This window comes from Streptomyces sp. NPDC127098, assembly GCF_042722465.1.
In the GTDB taxonomy this organism is placed as follows: domain Bacteria; phylum Actinomycetota; class Actinomycetes; order Streptomycetales; family Streptomycetaceae; genus Streptomyces; species Streptomyces millisiae.
In genome coordinates, this window is sequence record NZ_JBHXFJ010000050.1 from 1 (window position 1) to 19,750 (window position 19,750).

The following is a 19,750-nucleotide window of genomic DNA, read 5'->3' on the forward strand; positions in this document are numbered from 1 at the left end:
CGACCGGTCCCGACCGTCGGGCGCCGCCACGTCGCGCCTCAGTGGAAACGGATGTAGCCGTTGCCGTCCCGGTCGTGCTGGGAGGGGGTGTAGGCGTGGACGTCGGCGCGGCTGCCGGACGGCTTGTAGAGGTAGATGGTGTCGCCGCCGTTGTTCCAGAGGAAGTTGCAGTTCTGGCGGTAGACCACGTTGCCGCCGTCCGAGTCGGTGCCGCGGCCGCCGCGCAGGTGCACGTAGTCGCCGGGCTGGAGGTAGTGGTTGGCGGGGAAGGTGAAGCGGTTGCCCGCGGCGTCCCTGACCACGTAGCCGCGGAGGTTGACGGTCCTGGAGCTGGAGTAGTTCCGGATCGTCACGTACTCCTCGTCGGTGTTGCCGGTGGTGCAGTTGTTGTTGTCGCGGCCAGGCGCGTCGTACTGGACGCCGCGGATCTTCAGGTCGGAGCTGTACTCGGCGGCGTCTGCCGGGGTGGCGGCGAGGGCCACCAGCGCGCCGGTGGCCACGGCGACGGCGACGAACGGACGCGTGCGCATGGGAAGTTCCCCCCTCTGGTAGGTGACGAGAGTGAGGAGCTTATAGGCGTACTGGTGTGATGGTGTGGAGTTTCTGCGAATTCGGTGACCGGCTCAGGCGCCGCCGGCGCTCACCGGGAGACGGGCGCAGCGGCGGCAGGCACGGGCGGAGGCGGCCATTCTGGTGTGCGAGCCGACGGCGAGCGCGGCGGCGAGCACGAGCAGGGGCCAGGTCGCGGTCAGCGGCGCGCTGACGGCCAGCGTCAGGGCGGCGGCGCCGGCGGCCAGGGCCGAGACGGTGCCGGTCCAGGCCGCGAGCTCGGGCAGGCGGGCCGGCACGGGCAGCCGGCGGGCCAGCGGCCCGGTGGCGGCGAGCGCGGCGACCGCCGGCAGGGCGGCCACCACGGCCACGGCGACCAGGCAGCCGGCCAGCAGCCGCGCGGCCCAGCCGAGGCCGTCGTCCGCGCCGCCGGCGTGCCAGCTCAGGAGCCAGCCGGCGAGCAGCGGCGGGGCGGCCAGTGCCACGGTGCGCGCGGTGTGCCGGACCTGGGCGAGCGTGAGCTCGCGCTGACAGCTGGCCACCAGCTCCTCGGGCGTGCCGAACTCGCGCAGCGCCAGGTCGAGCGCGTGCCGATACGGCGTCCCGTCCTGGGCGTGGGCGGCGACGGTGTCGTCGAGGCCGTCGCGGATCTCGGTGAGCAGCCTGGCCTTGGCCGGCGCGGGACCGTGCAGCTCGGCCGCCAACGTCGCCACGTACGCGTCCAGCGGGTCGATCGCGTCGGTGGCACCGGTGGCGTCGGTGCCCGTCATGTCGCGGGGGAGGGGTTGAGCACGGAGCCGATGGCGGCGGTGAACTCGGCCCAGGCGCGCCGCTCGCCGGCCAGGGCGCGCCGACCGTCCTCGGTGAGCTGGTAGCAGCGCCGGCGCCGCTCGCCCACCGCGTCCCAGCTGCTGCTGAGCAGGCCGAGTCGCTCCAGGCGGTTGAGCGCCGGGTAGATGGTGCCCGTGCGCAGCTCCAGCGTGCCGCCGCTGCGGCGCTGCACCGCGGCGATGATCGCGTAGCCGTGCAGGGGGCCCGCCTCCAGCACGGCCAGCAGCATGCCGTCCAGATGTCCGCGTACCGAGTCCGCTTTCATGCCGGGAAGTCTAGCCGGCCGACCTGTAGGCCGGGAACCTATTGGCTGCCGAGCGGCCGGTCGGGGGAGCGGTGCCCGGGGTCGGCCACGATGTCGGCCAGGTAGAGGCGCTGGATGCGCCGCGCCTCGGTCAGGATCACCGGGTCGCCGTCCGGCGCGTCCCGGAAGGCGAGCTGGAGCAGCGCCTCGGAGGCGCACACCCCGGCGCGGCAGGCGACGGCCAGGGCCGGGCTGTCGACCAGATGCTCCTGGGAGACCAGGATCCGCCGCAGCTGGTCGGCGACCATCGTGTTGTTGTCCTCGTCCAGCTGGAGCAGCTCGCGGCTGAGGTAGCGGCCGGCGCGGATGGCCAGGTAGCCGGGGTTCCGCCGGTACAGCTCCACATAGCGGTCGAAGACCAGGTTCACCAGGTCGAACCAGCGGGCGCTGCGCGCGTCGTGCAGGATGGCCCGCATCGCCGCCGAGTGCCGCTCCATGTGGTGGCGCGCCACGGCGGCCAGCACGGCGTCCTTGTCGTCGAAGAACTGGTAGAGGGTGCCCACCGGCACCTCGGCGTCGGCGGCGATCCGGCGCGTGGTCAGGGCCTCGACGCCCTCCGTGGCGAGCAGCCGGTCGGCGGCGGCCAGGATCGCCTCGACGCGGGCCCGGCTCCTCGCCTGCTGCGGCGCCTTCCGCAGGCCCAGGCCGGCAGTCCGCTGGGGGGTCATCGCATCGCTCGTCATGGGGTTCGCCGTTTCGGTGTGCTCCATTCTAGCGAGCCGGCCCGGGGCGCGGCTCGGCGTTGACCGCGGCATAGATCCCCCTGGTGCGGCGGTAGACGGAGCGGAAGGTCGCGTACGCCCGGTCGTACACCCGGCGGTTGGCGGGGTCCGGGGTGAACTCGGCGGCGATCGCGACCCGTTCCGCGATGTCGGGCCAGTCAAGATCGCCCAGCGCGACCGCGGCGATCAGCGCTGCGCCGCGCGCGTTGGCCAGGGCCGGCTCCTCGACCTGCCGGATGGTGCGGCCGAGCACGTCCGCCATGGCCTGGCACCAGAACGGCGAACTCGCGCCCCCGCCGATGAAGTTGAGGTGCGGGAAGGCGCGCCCCGTGAACCGCTCCACCGACTCGTTGAGCCAGCGGGCGTTGAGCGCGATGCCCTCGAAGGTGCTGCGCGCCAGGTCGGCGCGGGTGGTGGTCAGCGAGACGTTGAACCAGCCGCCGCGCACCGTCGGGTCGTCGACCGGGGTGCGCTCGCCGTTGAGCCAGGGGGTGAACACCACGCCGTTGCTGCCCGGCGGCGCGGTCGCGGCCAGCCGGTTGAGCCGGCGCAGGATCTCCTCGCGCGCCCCGGGGTCGGGCTCGCCACCGGACGGGCCGGCGTCCGGCCCGAGGACGTTGCCGACGAGCCAGTCGATGCCCTTGCCGGCCACGTCCTGGACGGTGGCCACCCAGTACGACCCCGGCACCACGGAGGGCAGGGCGGCCACGTTGTGCCACGCGTCGGTCTTCTTGCGCGGCACGTGGCAGGAGAGCCAGGCCGAGGTGCCGACGCACAGGTGGCCCTCGTACGGCAGCACCGCGCCGGCACCGATCGCGGCGGCCGTCGTGTCGCCGGTGCCCGCCGCCACCTGGACGTGCTCGCCGAGCCCCAACTCGGCCGCCACCGCGGGCCGGATCGGCCCGACCACGGTGGCCGGCTCCACCAGTTCAGGCAACTTGTCCCTGGGCAGCCCGCTGAGCCGCAGCAGCCGCTCGTCGTAACGGACCGCGCCCGGCGTCCGGTTGTCGGTGCACCAGCGCAGCGCCACCGTGTCGTGGCCGGCCACCGGACGCCCGGTCAGCCGCATCGTCAGGTACTCGGGCACGTCCAGCAGGTAGGCCGTCCGCTCGTAGACCTCGGGCCTGGCCGCCCTGAGGAAGTGGCTCTGCCCCACCGGGTCCTTGCCGGTGAGGGTGGGCGCCCCGCCCGACCTGGCGATCCAACGGGCCAGCCGCAGCGCGTGGTAGCCGGTGCCGGGGATCCGCGGCGCCCCGCCGGCGAGCCGGCGCGAGTGCTCGGCGCCCCGCCCGTCCATCCACAGCAGGGCGCGGTGCAGGTGGCGGCCCTCGGCGTCGACCGGCACCGTGCCGCCCCACTGGGCCGACAGGCAGATCGCCGCGATGTCCCCGACGGGAGCCAGCCGGCGACTCAGCAGCCGGCGCAGCGTGTCGCGGATGGCCGCCCACCAGTCGTCCGGGTCCTGCTCGGCACCGCCGCCCGGCAGCAGGTGCAGCCGGGTGCGGGCGGTCTCGTGCCCGAGGATCCGGCCGCCGGTGGTGGCCAGCACAGTCCTGGCGCCGCTGGTGCCGAGGTCGACGCCGATCACGTAGCGGGGCGCCACGGCGGTCAGACCCTGGCGAAGACGCGGTCGAAGCGGGCCAGGGCGTCGTCGACGATCTCGTCGGTGTGGGCCATGCTGGTGTAGAGGCGGCTGCCGGCGATGGTGATCAGGCCCTCGGCGGAGTACGCCATCGACATCTGGCCGAGCATCTCGGAGCGCGGCCCGAGCTCGGTGAAGAAGTCCGGGTCGTCCAGCGAGAGATGCAGCACGCCTGAGGTGTGCAGGTGCACGATCGAGCCGATGTTGTAGGTGACGTACGGTAGCTCGTACCGCGCGATCAGCGCGGCGAGGCCGGCGCACAGCCGGTCCCCGGCCCGGCCCGCGAGCGCCGGCGCCCCGGTGCGGTCCATCTCGGTCAGCGCGTGGTAACCCGCCACGCAGGACAGCGGGTTGGCCGACAGCGTGCCGCCGACGAAGGCCCGTTTGCCGACGGCGGTCAGGCCGCCCTCCAGCACGCCCATGACCTCGTCGCCGCCGCCGATCCCGCCGGCCGCCGGATAGCCGCCCGCGACGCACTTGCCGAACACGGTGAGGTCCGGCCGGACGCCGAAGTGGCCCTGCGCGCCGCCCATGCCGAGCCTGAACGCCGTGACCACCTCGTCGAAGACCAGCAACGCGCCGAACTCGTCGCACAGTTCACGGATCCGCGCGTTCTCGTCCGGCCGCACCAGGTGGGTGCCGCTCTCCGGGCCGACCGGCTCGACGAACACCGCCGCGGTGCCGCCGGCCTCCTCGTTGGCCACCAGCCGCTCGCGCAGCCCGTCCAGGTCGCCGGGCGCCACCTCCTGGGTGAGCCGCAGCGCGCCCTCCGGGATGCCGGTCGCCTCCAGGCTGCCGGTGCCGGGGATGCGCAGCCCGTAGACCACCTGGTCGGACCAGCCGTGGTAGGCGCCGCCGACCTTGATCACGTGGGCTCGGCCGGTGTACGCCCTGGCCACCCGGACGGCGGCCATCACGCCCTCGGTGCCGCTGCCGAGCATCCGGAACTTGCTGACGGCCGGCATGAAGTCGTGGATGAGCTTGGCGAGTCGGACCTCGGACGAGTGCAGCATCCCGGTCACCGGGCCGCACCCGGCCAGCAGCTCCGCGACCTTCTCGCGCACCGGACCGTAGTTGCTGCCCAGCACGGTCGGGCCGCCGGCCTGGAGGAAGTCGAGGTACCGGTTGCCGTCCACGTCCCACAGATAGGGGCCTTCGGCCCGGACGACGTCCAACGGCCAGGGCTCGTTGAGCGCCAGGTTGTGCTGGACGCCGCCCGGTATGTACGCGGCCGCCTCGACCGCCGTCGCCCGGGAGCCGGCCGTGTGCTTCTCGAACCAGGCGCGGTAGTCGGCGAGCGTGGCGTCGTCGGGCCGCCGGACGGGGGTGCCGACGAGTGCGTCGAGGCGGGCCTCGACGTCGTCCACGTCGGGCCAGTGGGATATCGCCGGTGTGGTCATGGGCCGTCCCTTCGCAGCTTCCTTCACAACTTCCTGGTCGTCCCGTAGCCGCCGGCGAGCGCCTGGAGGATCACGGCCTCCTGCGCCTTCTGGTCCAGCAGGTGCGGGGTGCCGAGTGCCAGGCAGCGGGCGTACAACTCCGCCGCCCACTCGGTCAGTTCGAGGTTGGCGACCGCCTTCTCCACGGTGGAGCCGAGCGCGATCGAGCCGTGGTTGCGCAGCAGCGCGGCCTGCCGGCCGTCCAGCGCGGCGACCACGTGCGCGGCCAACTCGTCGGTCCCGTAGGTGGCGTAGGGGGCGACCCGGACCGAGCCGCCGAGCGACAGCATCGCGTAGTGCACCACCGGGATCTCGTCCAGGGTGCAGGCGACGGCCGTGGAGGCCAGCGCGTGCGTGTGCGTGATGGCCCCCGTGCCGGTGGCCCGGTAGACGGCCAGGTGCATGGGCACCTCCGAGGTGGGCGCCAACTCGCCGTCGACGACCTGCCCTTCGAGGTCGATGACCGTCATCATGTCGGCGGTCAGCTCGCTGATCACCCCGCCGGTGGGCGTGACGGCCACCAGGTCGTCCACCCGCGCCGACAGGTTCCCGCTCGTCCCGATGACCAGGCCACTCGCCGCCAACCGCCGGCCCGCGGCGGCCAGTTCCTCGCGTTCCCGTTCCAGCAGCATGACTTCCTTCCCCTGCCTTCCCCCGCACAGAAGACGTCCGGACCGTGCTCAGACGCATGCTAGGCCAAAAAATGAACGTGATACATATTCACAACCCAGCGGGTCGGCGCCACTCTGGAAGCCGAGGGAGACGGGGGCAGCACGCGACCCGAGGGGAGCGAACCATGCCGCGCCACACCAGCAGAAGGACCGTCCTGCGCGCCGGGACCGCCGTGGCCGTGGCCGGGGCCGGCCTGCTCGGCACCCTCGCCGCCCCGGCGGCCCGCGCCGCGGACGACCAGGAGCCCTACCTCGTCGGCCGGGGCGTCGCCGACGCGACCGGCGAGATCGCCGAGGTCGGGATGATGGGCTACGGCCGTACCGACCAGCAGGCCGCCGGGCTGCACGCGCGCACCCGGGCCCGCGCCTTCGTCATCGTGGACCGCGCCGGCGGCGAGCGCGTCGCCCTGGTCGTCGTCGAGATCGGGATGATCTTCGCCAGCGTGCACCAGGAGGTGCTGCGGCGGCTGCGGCAGCGGCACGGGGACCTCTACACGGCCCGCAACGTGCTGCTGGCCGCCACCCACAGCCACGCGGGCCCCGGCGGCCACTCCCACCACGCGCTCTACAACCTGACCACCCTCGGCTTCCACCGCGCGACGTTCACGGCCGTCGTGGACGGCGTCGTCGAGGCCGTCACCCGCGCCCACGACGACCTCGCCCCCTCCCGACTCGTGCTGAGCCACGGCACGTTGCGGGGCGCCAGCGTCAACCGCTCCCGGTCGGCCTTCGCCCGCAACCCCGCCGACATCACCGACCACTTCCCCGAGGCCGTCGACCCGCAGACCACGCTGCTGCGCGTCGAGCGCGGCGGCCGGCAGGTCGGTGCCGTCAACTGGTTCGCCACCCACGGCACCAGCCTCTCCGGGGACAACCGGCTGATCAGCACCGACAACAAGGGCTACGCCGCCTACCACTGGGAGCGCGAGGTGGCCGGCGTCGACCACCTCGCGCCGACCGCCCCCGACTTCGTCGCCGCCTTCGCGCAGACCAACGCCGGCGACATGTCGCCCAACCTCGACCTGCGGCCGCCCACCACCCCCGCCGACTTCGCCGCCGCCAGGGCCAACGGCCTCGCGCAGTACCGGGCGGCCGCCGAGCAGGCGGCATCCCCCGGCACCGCCGTGGTGGGCCCGGTCGACTCCCGCCTGGTCCACGTCGACCTCTCCGACGTGGCGGTCGACGCCGAGTTCACCGGCGACGGCCGCCCGCACCGCACCGCCAAGCCCGCCGTCGGCGCCGCCATGGCCGCCGGCAGCACCGAGGACGGCCCCGCCTTCCCCGGCTTCGTCGAAGGAGAGAACCCGTTCTGGGACTTCCTCTCCGACACGCTGCTCTACACCGTCTCGCCCGAACTGCGCGCCGCGCACGCCCCCAAGGACGTGTTCGTGCCGATCGGCGCCATGAACGAGCTCTTCCCCTGGGTACCGGAACGCTTCCCGATCCAGCTGGTCCGCGTCGGCCAGCTCCACCTCCTCGGCGTGCCGGGCGAGATCACCATCGGCGCCGGCCTGCGGCTGCGGCGCACCGTCTCCGGCACGCTCGGCGTCGAACCGCGCGACGTGCTGGTGGCCGGCTACGCCAACGGCTACTTCCACTACGTGACGACCCCCGAGGAGTACGACGCCCAGCAGTACGAGGGCGGCAGCACCCTCTTCGGCCGCTGGCAACTCCCCGCGCTGCAACAGACCTTCGCCGGCCTCGCGGCGGCACTGCGCGACGGGCGCCCGGTGCCGCCCGGGCCTGGCACCCCGGACCACTCCGGCAGCGCGCTGTCCTTCCAACCGGGCGTCGTCCTCGACGCCCCGCCCCTCGGCCACGAGTTCGGCGACGTACTGACCCAGCCGGATGCCTCCTACCGGGCCGGTCAGCGGGTCACCACCGTGTTCGCCGGCGCCCACCCGTCCAACGACCTCCGCCGCGGCGGCACGTACCTGCGCGTCGAACGGCGGCTCCCCGACGGCGGCTGGGCCACGGTCGCGGACGACGCCGACTGGTCCACCACCCTGCGATGGGCCCGGGACGGGCTCGCCGCCTCCCGGATCACCATCACCTGGGACATCCCCCCGGGCGCCCCACCCGGCGCCTACCGCGTGCACTACGCGGGCGACGCCCGCTCCCTCGCCGGCACCATCCGACCCATCTCCGGCACCAGCAGGGAGTTCACCGTCACCACCTGAGCGGCGGCGCGCCACGCCGCTCAGGCCGCAGCGCATGTAGGCGCGCGGTATGTCGCCCCTCACCTGGTCCCGGTCGTCGACGTCGGTGTGGGTAGCCGCCCGCTGCAGGTACGGCGGCGACGCTGGTGTCGGCGGCGGCAGGCGCGGCGCTGAGGCCGCTGACGAGTGCCGCGGTTGCCGCGGCGGTGGCGAGCGCACGTCGGATGCGCACGGTCCCCTCCCCGTGCTCTGGACGGCGCCGCAGCCGCGCCGGCCGTGCACGCTGAGCGGCGTGATGACCAGTAGGGTGCGGCGCGTGAACGATACCCGCGTCCCGACCACCTTCCGTCTCGTCGTCACCGGCGGGGGAACCGGCGGTCACACGTATCCCGCCCTCACCGCGATCCGCACGTTGCAGGCCCGGTTGGCGGCCGGCGGCGGCACGCTCGACGTGCTGTGGATCGGAACGCCTACCGGCCTGGAGGCCAAGGTGGCGCCGGCCGAGGGCATCGCGTTCCGCACGGTGGCCACGGGTAAGATCCGCCGCTCCTCGAACCCGCTCAAGATGCTCGGCCCGGCGAACGTCAAGGACATGGCGCGGGTGCCGCTCGGCGTCGCCCAGGCCCGGAGGATCATCGCTGAGTTCCGGCCCGACGTCGTGCTCGCGACGGGCGGGTACGTCGCGGTTCCGGCCGGGCTTGCGGCGCGGATGTGCAAGCGCCCGCTGGTGCTCCACGAGCAGACCGTGCGCCTCGGGCTGGCGAACCGCCGGTTGGCGGGCTCCGCGGCCCGGATCGCGTTGTCCTCCGAGTCGTCGCTGCCGCTCCTGCCGCAGGAGGTGCGGTCCGCGGCCGTCGTGACGGGGAACCCGGTGCGGCCCGAGGTCCTGACCGGGAGCGCGGACAAGGCGATCACCGCGCTCGGCCTGGCCGGCTTCGACCGGCGTCTGCCGACGCTCTACGTCACCGGCGGCGCCCAGGGGGCACAGCAGATCAACGCCCTCATCCGGGACGCGCTGCCCTGGCTGTTGGATCGCGCGAACATCGTCCACCAGTGCGGGCCGGACAACGTCGAGGGCCTGCGCGCGGGCGCGGCCGGGCTCCCGCCGCACCTCGCCGGCCGCTACCACCTCACGGGGTTCGTCGGCCCGGAACTGCCCGACGTGCTGGCACTCGCGGACGTCGTCATCTCCCGCAGCGGCGCCGGCACCCTCGCGGAGCTCACCGCGCTCGGCAAGCCGGCCGTCTTCGTGCCGCTGGCGTCGTCGGCGGGCAACGAGCAGGCGCACAACGCGCGGCATCTCCAAGGGGCGGGCGCGGCTGTCGCGTTGGAAGGCGAAGTCACCACCGACCAGCTGCGGGAGGCGGTCGGGCCACTGTTGACCGACCCGGCGCGGCGGGAGGCGATGGCCGGGGCGGCCCGGCAGCACGGGCGCCCGGACGCGGCGGACCGGCTGGTGGACGTGATCCTGTCCGCCGCGAGGCCGACGTAGTCGGCGGTCAGCGGCAGGAGGCTCGGACCGCGTGCTCGAGACAGCCTGCGCGGGCGTGACGGTGAGGCCGGCGGCGAACGCGGCCCCGGCGAGGACGCGGCGGATGCGCATGTTGTTCCTCCCTCGTGTTGCCCCCGGTCGGGGGCGCTGCCCAGAGCGTGTCCGGGTCGACGGCGTCGGGCGGAAGGCACGCGGACCGTCCCGGACGGTGGAACGCCCCGGGTCCGCACCGCGGCCGAGCCGGCCGGCCGGCCGGTGGGGCGCAGGGGGCGAGGACGGCGTCCATCGGGGCGCGTCACGTCCTGGTGCGTGCCAGGTCCATGAGTTCGGCCACGCCCTGGACGCTCAAGTGCGGTTCGAAAACGGGGAGCAGGCGCCGGATCCCCGCTACGACACGGGAGGCGCCGATGTCGCTGGCGGTGGTGAGCGCCCGGGCCGCGGCGTCAGCGGCCAGGTCGATGTCGTTCGCGCGGAGGTGGCTCTCGGCCCGGTAGGCGTCGAAGACGGCGGTCGTCTTCGCGCGGCGCGCGGTGAGTTGGGCGAGGCCGGCGGTGATGTGGTGGTGTGCGTCGCCGGTGCGGTCGAGATCGAGCAGGCACCGGCCGGTGTCGAGCATCAGGTCGGCCGGCGACATCCAGACGCACCAGGCCGGTGTGGGGTCGGGCGCGGTGGCCGCCAGGTGGGCTTCGGCCGCGCTCAGGTCGCGGTGGCAGGCGCGCGCGTCACCGAGGAGGGCGTGGGCGCGGGCTCGGCGGAGGTGGAGGAGCGATCGGGAGGCGGGGTGGGCGGCTCGGGTGGTGGCGTGACTGAGGATGTCGGCGGCGGTCGCGGGCTGGCCGAGCCAGACGGCCTGGTAGGCGAGGTCGCTGAGGATGCCGGCGCCGAGGTCGTGGTCTCCGACTTCCTGTGCGGAGTGAAGGGCGGAGTGCCAGTACCGGGAGGCGACTCCGTGGCCCTCGTGGTCGAAGAACCACCAGGCGATGGTGGTGGCGACGCGGGCGACCATGACGTGGATGCGGCGCAGGGCCGTGGCGTCGCAGCGCCCGTGGTCGAGGAGATCGGCCAGGGTGGTGTGCAGTGCGTCGAGCGTTGTCAGGGCGTGCTGGCGCTGGGCGGTGCCCATGTCGGCGAACCTGGTGGTCATGGCCTCCAAGGCGTCGAGTAACGCACCGTCGACGTGCCGTCCGCGCAGGGCGCCGGCGAGGCGCCCGGGTTCGATCGTCGCCCGGTCGTGGGCGAGGGCGATCAGGGAGGCGCCGCTGTAGGCGGCGAAGGTACGGCGATCCACCTGCATGGCCTCTCGTTCGGCGGCGAGGGTGCTGTGTGAGTCCGGCCCGGGCGGCGCGCTGTCCGTGGGCCGGCGGCCACCAGGGCCAGGATCGTGGATGGACCGGTCCGGGTGGAACCCCGTCGAGGGCCCAGCCGCGTGCCGCTCCGTCGCCGTACTCCACGGCCGACACGACGGGCGCGTGCCCCCTCGGGGCGCGCCCTACCGCGCTCCCTCGCGGTCGGACTACGGTGCGCGGCGAGCAGGCGCCCGACGGGTTCAGGCGCGCGACCTGCCGCCGGCAACCTCCGTCGATCCGAGCGGCACCGGCCGACTTCTGGAGAGAAAGATGCACCGCCGTTCCTTCGCCAAGGGCGCGTTCGCCGTCGCGGCCTGTGCCGCGCCCGCCACTCGTTCGCTGGTGCGGCCGGCCGCCGCCGCGTCCGTCGCCGAGGGTGGTCGGCACGTCGGGGCGCAGGACCTCGACGAGCTGTGGAGCGCCGCTGAGCAGGCCCGTCAGTGGGACGCCCGCTACGGCGGGGGCGACGGGCGTACAGCCCAGGTCGTCGATGTCCTGGCCACTCGCGCCGCGCCCCTGCTCGCCGGCCGCTATACCGAGGAGATCGGCGCCGGCCTGTACGCCGCCACCGCCGAACTCAACAGGCTCGCCGGGTGGGCGGCGTTCGACGCGGGCCGGCACGATGTCGCCCGGCTCCACTTCGACCAGGCGCTGAGCCTGGCGCGGGCCGGCGGCGACCCGGAGCTGGGATGCTATGTGCTGGCCACGATGGCATTGCAGACGATGCGCCGCGGGTACCCGTCCCAGGCCATCGAGATGGCACAGGGCGCGGTCGAGCGCGCCGGCCGTGACGCCACGCCGAAGGTGCGAGCGTTCGCGCGGCTGATCGAGGCCCGGGCCCACGCCCGCACCGGCGACGAACGGTCCGCCTCCCGCGCCCTGTCCGACTGCGAACAACTGCTGGACGACGCCCGGGAGCGGGAAGCCCCCACCTACATCGACTACTTCGGCGCGGCCCGGATGGCCTCCGATGCCGTGGAGGTCTACCGCGACCTCGGGAAACCGCACATCGCGGCCGGGTGGGACGCCCAGTGCGCCATGCCCGCCGGCCACACCCGGGCCGTCGGGCTGCGGCTGTCCGTCACCGCGACCGCCCACCTCCAGGCCGGGGAGTTGGAGCAGGGCCTCGCCGTCGGGCGTCGTGCGGTGGACATCCTCGCCGGCGTCGCCTCCACCCGCGCCCGCGCGTACGTGGAAGACATCCACACGGCCCTGGCGCCGTGGGCCCGGGAGCCCCGCGTGCGGGACTGGCGGATCCGAACCCGACGCCAACTGGGCGACCCGGGAAGCTGACGGGCCGGCCGGGGACTCCGTGCCGGGCCGCTGCGCCGTCCCGAGAGCACCGACTGCCCGCTTTGCCCGATCGTCTCGGTGATGCCGGCACGATCCCACGAGGAAGCCCACCGGCGTGGGGAGTTCGGCAGGTCAGGACCACGGCAGAGGTCCTCGCGGTTACCGCCGTGCGCTGGCCTGCGTCGGCGCGCGACGCCGTGTTCTCAGCGGATCTCGCGGCCCAGATTCGGTGGAGGCCGAGGACGTCGAAGCCGAGGGGCAGCAACAGCTGGACCACTTCCGTGCCGTGTCCGATGCCCCAGCGGTCCGGACGGATCGCGAACCCGATCGTGGCCGCCTGCTGTCCCCCAAGCGCCAGGCGCGCGAACCCACCAACTGGCCGCTGTCGGCCTCACCCGCGGCCAGCGCGCGTACTCGGTGCGCGACCGGGCCACGGCGGAGACCATCGAGCGGGCCACGATGAGCCCCACTTGTTCGCGGGACCGCGGCACCGGACGCATGGCCGGTGACCTACCTGGGCCCGTCACCGCCCTCCTGGACGCCCGGGCCCGTTTCGCGGCAACGGCAGGGCGCGATACGCTCCGATGAGCGTCGCGTGCTGGTGGCAGACCGTGTCAGGCATGGAGGCGCCGAACCGAAGGAGATCGACGATGCGTTCGTCGCACCCTTCGTTCTCGCGTGACTGAGCGCGAGACGACCAGGCTCGTCGCCTGGAGCCGAGAACTACGCCAGGTGCACCACCGGTTGCGCGAGGCGCTGCGCGTGACCCGCGAATCGCTCGCCGAGGGCACCCCGGGCGAGCGGGCCACCCGGGAACTGCTGCTGTACTGCCACGGCTTCTGCACGGCTCTCGACGGCCACCACCAGGGCGAGGACCGCACCCTGTTCCCCGCCATCGCGGCCGCGCACCCGGAGCTGCGGCCCGTGCTGCGCTCACTCCGGCAGGACCACTCCGTGATCGCCCACCTGCTCGGCGATCTCCGCGCCGCGGTCGACCGCGGCGCACCGCCCGAGGAACTGGACCACCACCTCGAAGGTGTGGCGGCGATCATGGAGAACCACTTCCGCTACGAGGAGCGGCAACTGCTCAGCGTGCTCGAAACCCTCGAGTTGGCCGCGGAAGTGCCCGAGGTGCTGGGCCCGATATGAGCCGCCCGCGCCCGGGAGAGCTGGACGCGGAGTGTCGACCTGCTCGTGGCGGCCCGCTCGTAGGTTCGGACGCGCTCCAGCAGGAGCGCCGCTCACGGCGACGGCGAGCGGGGTGAGGCGGCGATCTCGCGTTCGGCCGACTCGATGATGCCGAGCACCGCCGCCGCGGCGGCCTCCGCGTCGCCGCCCGCCACGGCCGCCACGATGGCGCGGTGCGCGGGCAGTGAGGCCTCGACCGCGCCCGGCGTCCGGGTGCTCACCGCGAAGCTGTGCTGGAGCGCGATGTCGATCGCCCGGCCGAGCGAGCCGAGGAGCCGGTTGCCGCTGGCGTCGAGCAGGGCGCGGTGGAAGGCGATGTCCGCCTCGACATAGCCGGCGCGCCCGGGCCGCGTCGCCGCCTCCTCCATCGCCGCCAGGGCGTCCGTGAGGGCCCGGACCTCGGCCGGCCGTGCCCGGGCCGCGGCGAGCCGGGCCGCCTCGGGCTCCACGATCCGCCGCAGCTCGCCGGTGTCCCGCAGCATCGCGGCCGAGTCGCCCTCCTGCTGCCAGCGCAGCACGTCACGGTCCAGGTGGTTCCACTGCTCGGGCGGCAGCACCCGGGTGCCCGTCCGCGGCCTGACCTGCAACATCCCCTTGGCGGCCAGCGCCTTCACCGCCTCCCGCAGCGCGCCCCGGCTGACGCCGATCTCCGTGGCGAGCGCGTCCTCGACCGGCAGCGGCCGCCCCGGCTCCCAACCGCCGCCCACGATGCGCCGCCCGAGCTCGTCGACCACCCGCTGGTGCATGGTCCGGTACCGCATCACGATCTTTGCCCACCCTCTGGACGTCATTCATCGAATCATTTAATGATTGCCCTCACATTAACGCGACCTCCCGCCCCACCGGCCGATGAGAGGCGTTCCCCATGACGCATGCCGACGACGACGTCAGCACCCCCCACCGTCCCGCTACCGCCCCGTTCCCCATGAGCACCCGCAACCTGCCACGGCCCGAGGTGCGACCCCTGCCGGAGCCACCTCGCAGGATGTGGCGGATCATCGGCCCCGGCATCGTGGCGGCCGGCGTGGGCCTGTCCTCGGGCGAGTTCATCCTCTGGCCGTACATCGCCTCCCAGGCCGGGCTCGTCTTCCTCTGGGGAGCCGTCGTCGGCGTGGTCACCCAGTGGTTCCTCAACATGGAGATCGAGCGGTACACGCTCGCCACCGGCGAGACCGCCATCACCGGCTTCAACCGCTACTGGCGCCACTGGGGCGCGGTCCTCGTCGGCCTGACGTACGCGGCGAACCTCTGGCCCGGCTGGACGACGAGCTCGGCGACCATGCTCTCCTACGTATTCGGCGGCGACCCGACCGTGATAGCGGTCTGCCTGCTCGTGCTCATCGGCGCCATACTCACCCTCGCGCCCGTCGTCTACACCGCCCTCGAACGGATGCTGTTCGTCAAGGTCGCCCTCATCGGCGGCTTCTTCCTGCTGGCGGTCTTCCTCGCCATCAAGGCCTCCAGCTGGCGGGAGCTCCCGGACGCCGTCACCCACATCGGCCAGTTCCCCAGCGAACTCGGCGTCGCCGTCCTCATGGGCGCGCTCGCGTACGCCGGGGCCGGCGGCGGCCAGAACCTCTGCCAGAGCAACTGGATACGTGACAAGGGCTTCGGCATGGGCCACTACGTGCCCCGCCTGGTCAGCCCCGTCACCGGCAACAAGGAGGAGGCCGCCGCCCCGACCGACACCACCGGCTACGTCTTCGTCCCCGAGGGCGAGAACCTGGCCCGCTGGAAGCGCTGGTGGCGGTTCGCCAACATCGAGCAGGCCATCACCTTCGGCCTCACCACCGTCGTCACCATCGTGCTCGCCTCGCTGCTCGCCCACTCCACGCTCTTCGGCACCGAGGGTCTCGCCAACGACGTCGGCTTCGTGGAGGCCGAGGGCGAGGTGCTCAAGGCCCAGGTCGGCAGCTGGTTCGGCGTCCTGTTCTGGCTCATCGGCGCCTTCTCGCTGTTCAGCGCGGCCACCGGCATCGTCGACTACACCAGCAGGCTCGCCGCCGACGTCCTCAAGTCGACCTACCTGCGCGACTCCGGGATCGGCGAGAGCCGGCTCTATTTCTGGCTGGTGTGGGGCCTGGTCGCCATCGGCATCACCATCCTGGCGCTCGGCCTCGACCAGCCGCTCGTGTTGCTGATCGTCTCCGCCTGCGTCGCCGGGATGATGATGTTCGTCTACTCGGGCCTGCTGCTCTACCTCAACCGCAAGGCCCTCCCCACCCCCCTGAAGGTGCGCGGCGTCCGGGCGGTCGCCCTGGTGTGGGGGATCGGCCTCTTCGGCGTCCTGTCCGTGCTGACCGTGCGGCAGCAGATCGACCTGCACTTCTGACCCCGAACCACACCCGACCAGAACCACACGAGACCACGGGAGACGACCAGATGACGGACGGCGAAAAGCCGGCCCGCCGCAGCCAGGCCTGGTTCGGCGCGAGCGGCCGCGGCGGCATGGTGTACCGGTCCTGGATGCGCAACCAGGGCTTCGGCCCCGAGGTGTTCGACGGGCGGCCGGTCATCGGCATCGCGACCAGCGCCTCGGAGCTCGCCCCCTGCAACGCCCACCTCACGCGGGTCGCCGAGGCGGTCAAACGCGGCGTCTGGCAGGCCGGCGGCTTCCCGCTCCAGTTCCCCACCATGGCCACCGGCGAGACGCTCATGCGCCCCACCGCCATGCTCTTCCGCAACCTCATGGCCATGGAGGTCGAGGAGCTGATCCGCGCCAACCCGCTGGACGGCGTGGTGCTGCTCTCCGGCTGCGACAAGACCACACCCGCGATGCTCATGGGCGCCGCCAGCGTCGACCTGCCCGCCCTCATGGTCACCGGCGGCCCCATGCTCAACGGCAAGTACCGCGGCGAGGACGTCGGCTCGGGCACCCACGTGTGGAAGTTCGAGGAGGACCTGAAGACCGGGCGGATGACCCAGGAGGAGTGCTTCTTCGCCGAGGGCTGCATGGCCCGCTCCAACGGCCACTGCATGACCATGGGCACCGCCTCCACCATGGCCTGCCTGGCGGAGGCCCTCGGCATGCAGCTCCCCGGCTCCGCCACCTGGCCCGCCGTCGACGCCCGCCGCATGGAGACCGCCCAGGCGGCCGGGCGGCGGATCGTCGCCATGGTGGAGGAGGAACTGCGGCCCTCCCACATCCTCACCCGGGGCGCCTTCGAGAACGCCGTCCGCGTCAACGCGGCGATCGGCGGCTCCACCAACGCCATCATCCACCTCACCGCCCTCGCCGGCCGGGTCGGCGTGGACCTCACCCCCGGGGACTTCGACACCCTGGCCCGCACCGTGCCGACGCTGCTCAACCTGATGCCCAGCGGCAAGTACCTGATGGAGGACTTCTGCTACGCCGGCGGGCTGCCCGCCGTCCTCGCCGAACTCCACCGCGGGGGACTGCTCCACGGCGAGCAGCTCACCGTCACCGGCCGCGGCATCGGGGAGAACGTCGCCGACGCCGAGAACCACAACCCCGACGTCATCACCCCACTCGCCGCGCCCTTCCAACCCGCCGGCACCGGCACCGCCGTGCTGCGCGGCAACCTCTGCCCGGACGGCGCCGTCATCAAGCAGTCCGCCGCCTCCCCGCACCTGCTCACCCACCGCGGCCCGGCGCGGGTCTTCGACTCTCCCGAGGCCTACCACGAGGTCGCCGACGACCCCGACCTCGACGTCGACGAGAACACCGTGCTCGTCATCAGGAACGCGGGACCCAAGGGCTACCCCGGCATGCCCGAGGTCTCCAACGTCCCGCTGCCGACGAAGCTGCTCAAGGCCGGCGTCACCGACATGGTGCGGGTCTGCGACGGCCGGATGAGCGGCACCGGCTACGGCACCGTGGTGCTGCACGTCGCCCCGGAGGCCGCCGTGGGCGGGCCGCTCGCGCTGGTGCGCGACGGCGACCCGATCGTCCTCGACGTGCCGGGCCGCACCCTGCGGCTCGATGTCGACGAGGCCGAGCTCCAGCGGCGCCGCGCCGCCTGGCGGCCGCCCGCGCCCCGCCACCACGGCGGCTACGCCTGGCTCTACACCGAGCACGTCGAACAGGCCGACCAGGGAGCCGACTTCGACTTCCTCCGCGGCTGCCGGGGGCACGAGGTGCCCCGCGACTCCCACTGACCGTCCACGACCGCTTCAGCCACGACCGTTTCAGGAGGCACCACCGTGGCCCTGGACCTGACACCCGAGACCGTCCTGCCGGTGGACGCCTACCGGGCCGCTCTCGTCGCCCGTGTGCACGAGCCCGAATGGGGCGGCCCCTGCGTCGCCGCGGTGCGCGACGGGCTCGTCGTCGACCTGACCGACCACGCGCCCACCGTCGCGGAGCTGATGGAGCGCGAGGACGCCGAGGACGTCGTGCGCCGGGCGCCGGGCGGGCGCGCCTGGCGCCTCGCCGACCTGCTCGACGCCACCGCCGCCGGCCGCCGTGACCGGCCGCACCTGCTCGCCCCGATCGATCTCCAGGTGATCAAGGCGGCGGGCGTCACCTTCGCCCGCAGCCTGCTGGAGCGGGTCATCGAGGAGCGCACCGGCGGCGACCCGGCGCAGGCCACCCGGGTGCGCGAGGCCGTGGTGCGTGCGGTGGGCGGCACTGTCGACCGCATCCGCCCCGGCTCCGCCGAGGCCGAGAAGGCCAAGGAACTGCTGATCGCCGAGGGGCTGTGGTCCCAGTACCTGGAGGTGGGCATCGGCCCCGACCCCGAGGTGTTCACCAAGGCCCCGGTCCTCTCCGCGGTCGGCACCGGCGCCGACGTCGGGGTGCTCGCCTCCTCCGGCTGGAACAACCCGGAGCCCGAGGCCGTCCTCGTCGTCGACTCGCGCGGCCGGGTGCGCGGGGCGACCCTCGGCAACGACGTCAACCTCCGCGACGTCGAGGGCCGCAGCGCGCTGCTGCTGCCCCGGGCCAAGGACAACAACGCCTCGTGCGCCGTCGGCCCCTTCGTCCGGCTGCTCGACGGCGAGTTCGACCTCGACGCGGTGCGCGGCCTCGACATCGAGCTGCTGGTGCGGGGACCCGAGGGGTACGAGCTGCGCGGCCGCAGCACGATGCGCGAGATCAGCCGCGACGTGCTGGAGCTGGTCGCCGCCACGCACGGCGCCCACCACCAACACCCCGACGGGTTCGTGCTGTTCACCGGCACGCTGTTCGCCCCCACCGAGGACCGGCACGCGCCGGGCGCCGGCTTCACCCACGCCAGGGGCGACGTCGTGCGGATATCGAGCCCGCGGCTCGGTGCCCTGGTCAACACCGTCGCCACCAGCGAGGACGCCGCCCCCTGGACCTTCGGGCTGCGCGCCCTGATGCGCAACCTGGCGGCGCGCGGGCTGCTGTGAACCGGTCCAGGTTGGCCGAGTTCAGCCCGTTGTGGGACCGGCGCCGGGTGTGCCGTCCGGCGGCGTCCGGTCGATGACGACCGTCACCTCGCTCCCGCCACCGGCGCGCGGCCCGGCGGCGGCCGCCGCGACCACGTCGGCGAACGCCTCGTACAGCTCGTGGGCCAACGCCCGGTCGCCGGGCGTCGCGTCGGACTCGCGGATCCCGCCGAGCGCGGTGAACGCGGCGATCAGCGACCGGCCGGACAGCGTCACCCGCACCCTGCCCCGCTCGATGTCCCGCACCTCGCCCGGCACCCTGAAGTGCCGCTCGTGCGCGGCCTTCTCGATCAGGAAGGCCCAGAGGTCGCCGTGGCAGGTGAGTGTCACGGAGGCGATGCCGGCCGAGGCGAGCAACAGCGTGGCGTGCCGGTCGGGCTCGCCGTCGGCCGCCTCGGCAGCGGCGCCCGGCCCGCCAGCCGCAGGTCCGAGCGCCGCCGCCTCCAGCGCCCGGCGGGTGGTCTCCGCCTCGGCACGGACGGCGGCGGCCTCGGCCCGCCACCCCTCGATCAGGGCGTGGAGGGCGCCGATGTCGCGCCTGATCTCCTCGCCGGCCGCCGAGGTCTGCGCGGTGAGCCGCAGCGAGCGGAGCTCGGCCTCCATGGCGTCCACCCGCTCGCCGAGCTGCTGTCGCACCTGGTTGAGACTGGCGGACATCCGGTCGAAGCCGAGATGGACCGAGGTCGCGAGTGTGTCGAGGGTGCTCTGGATGTCGTCAGTCGATCTCTGGATCCGTTCCAC

Annotated in this window: 17 protein-coding genes and 1 pseudogene; 7 read left to right on the forward strand and 11 right to left on the reverse strand. The window is 73.6% G+C overall.

Translation table 11 applies throughout. The annotated features are described in order from the left end of the window. Positions 1–38: 38 nt before the first annotated feature. The 7 genes from ACFWI8_RS26225 to ACFWI8_RS26255 form a co-directional block, all read right to left on the reverse strand. Positions 39–530 carry a lamin tail domain-containing protein gene (locus tag ACFWI8_RS26225; RefSeq protein WP_387096122.1) on the reverse strand — a complete coding sequence of 164 codons (492 nt, stop codon included), beginning with the start codon at positions 528–530 and terminating at the stop codon, positions 39–41. Between the two features lie 93 nt (positions 531–623). Next, positions 624–1,319: a permease prefix domain 1-containing protein gene (locus tag ACFWI8_RS26230; RefSeq protein ID WP_387096125.1), complete on the reverse strand. Its 696-nt coding sequence runs from the start codon at positions 1,317–1,319 to the stop codon at positions 624–626. Next, positions 1,316–1,645: a PadR family transcriptional regulator gene (locus tag ACFWI8_RS26235; RefSeq protein ID WP_387096128.1), complete on the reverse strand. Its 330-nt coding sequence runs from the start codon at positions 1,643–1,645 to the stop codon at positions 1,316–1,318. The genes ACFWI8_RS26230 and ACFWI8_RS26235 overlap by 4 nt, the downstream gene beginning before the upstream one ends. A gap of 38 nt (positions 1,646–1,683) precedes the next feature. Continuing rightward, entirely contained in the window at positions 1,684–2,367 is a 684-nt protein-coding gene (locus tag ACFWI8_RS26240; RefSeq protein WP_387096131.1) for a TetR/AcrR family transcriptional regulator, read from the reverse strand. 28 nt (positions 2,368–2,395) lie between these two features. Further along, positions 2,396–4,009 (reverse strand): FGGY-family carbohydrate kinase, encoded by a 1,614-nt coding sequence (locus ACFWI8_RS26245; protein ID WP_387096134.1) that lies wholly within the window; start codon positions 4,007–4,009, stop codon positions 2,396–2,398. A gap of 5 nt (positions 4,010–4,014) precedes the next feature. Next, complete coding sequence (locus tag ACFWI8_RS26250; protein ID WP_387096137.1) at positions 4,015–5,448, reverse strand: aspartate aminotransferase family protein; 1,434 nt, start codon at positions 5,446–5,448, stop codon at positions 4,015–4,017. Between the two features lie 23 nt (positions 5,449–5,471). Then, positions 5,472–6,119, reverse strand: coding sequence for a class II aldolase/adducin family protein (locus ACFWI8_RS26255; RefSeq protein ID WP_387096140.1), 648 nt, complete (start codon positions 6,117–6,119; stop codon positions 5,472–5,474). 164 nt (positions 6,120–6,283) lie between these two features. Between ACFWI8_RS26255 and ACFWI8_RS26260 the strand changes: the two genes are divergently transcribed. Continuing rightward, positions 6,284–8,338 carry a neutral/alkaline ceramidase gene (locus ACFWI8_RS26260; RefSeq protein WP_387096143.1) on the forward strand — a complete coding sequence of 685 codons (2,055 nt, stop codon included), beginning with the start codon at positions 6,284–6,286 and terminating at the stop codon, positions 8,336–8,338. Positions 8,339–8,612: 274 nt separating this feature from the next. Continuing rightward, the gene (locus ACFWI8_RS26265) at positions 8,613–9,809 is read left to right on the forward strand and encodes a glycosyltransferase (protein WP_387096226.1); all 1,197 of its coding nucleotides are present in this window, start codon (positions 8,613–8,615) and stop codon (positions 9,807–9,809) included. Between the two features lie 295 nt (positions 9,810–10,104). Here ACFWI8_RS26265 and ACFWI8_RS26270 read toward each other — a convergent pair whose 3' ends face one another. After that, a complete protein-coding gene (locus ACFWI8_RS26270; protein ID WP_387096146.1) occupies positions 10,105–11,103 on the reverse strand; it encodes an XRE family transcriptional regulator in 999 nt (332 codons plus the stop codon). 322 nt (positions 11,104–11,425) lie between these two features. Here ACFWI8_RS26270 and ACFWI8_RS26275 point away from each other — a divergent pair, with 322 nt between their 5' ends. After that, the gene (locus ACFWI8_RS26275; protein ID WP_387096149.1) at positions 11,426–12,448 is read left to right on the forward strand and encodes a sporulation protein; all 1,023 of its coding nucleotides are present in this window, start codon (positions 11,426–11,428) and stop codon (positions 12,446–12,448) included. A gap of 244 nt (positions 12,449–12,692) precedes the next feature. Here ACFWI8_RS26275 and ACFWI8_RS26280 read toward each other — a convergent pair. Next, positions 12,693–12,806: pseudogene (locus ACFWI8_RS26280) on the reverse strand (GNAT family N-acetyltransferase); the annotation flags it as partial. A 320-nt stretch (positions 12,807–13,126) separates the two neighbouring features. On the opposite strand from ACFWI8_RS26280, the gene ACFWI8_RS26285 reads away from it, so the two are divergent. Then, the gene (locus ACFWI8_RS26285; protein WP_387096151.1) at positions 13,127–13,597 is read left to right on the forward strand and encodes a hemerythrin domain-containing protein; all 471 of its coding nucleotides are present in this window, start codon (positions 13,127–13,129) and stop codon (positions 13,595–13,597) included. A gap of 92 nt (positions 13,598–13,689) precedes the next feature. On the opposite strand, the gene ACFWI8_RS26290 is transcribed toward ACFWI8_RS26285, so the two are convergent. Next, entirely contained in the window at positions 13,690–14,427 is a 738-nt protein-coding gene (locus tag ACFWI8_RS26290; RefSeq protein ID WP_387096154.1) for a FadR/GntR family transcriptional regulator, read from the reverse strand. Positions 14,428–14,501: 74 nt separating this feature from the next. On the opposite strand from ACFWI8_RS26290, the gene ACFWI8_RS26295 reads away from it, so the two are divergent. Genes ACFWI8_RS26295 through ACFWI8_RS26305 form a run of 3 tightly spaced genes read left to right on the forward strand, consistent with a single transcriptional unit; the run spans position 14,502 to position 18,970 of the window. Continuing rightward, complete coding sequence (locus ACFWI8_RS26295) at positions 14,502–15,968, forward strand: Nramp family divalent metal transporter (RefSeq protein WP_387096156.1); 1,467 nt, start codon at positions 14,502–14,504, stop codon at positions 15,966–15,968. 50 nt (positions 15,969–16,018) lie between these two features. Continuing rightward, on the forward strand, positions 16,019–17,755 hold the full coding sequence (locus ACFWI8_RS26300; protein WP_387096159.1) for an IlvD/Edd family dehydratase: 1,737 nt from the start codon (positions 16,019–16,021) through the stop codon (positions 17,753–17,755). 45 nt (positions 17,756–17,800) lie between these two features. Further along, positions 17,801–18,970, forward strand: coding sequence for a fumarylacetoacetate hydrolase family protein (locus ACFWI8_RS26305; protein ID WP_387096162.1), 1,170 nt, complete (start codon positions 17,801–17,803; stop codon positions 18,968–18,970). A 21-nt stretch (positions 18,971–18,991) separates the two neighbouring features. Here ACFWI8_RS26305 and ACFWI8_RS26310 read toward each other — a convergent pair whose 3' ends face one another. Next, positions 18,992–19,750: a hypothetical protein gene (locus ACFWI8_RS26310; RefSeq protein WP_387096165.1), complete on the reverse strand. Its 759-nt coding sequence runs from the start codon at positions 19,748–19,750 to the stop codon at positions 18,992–18,994.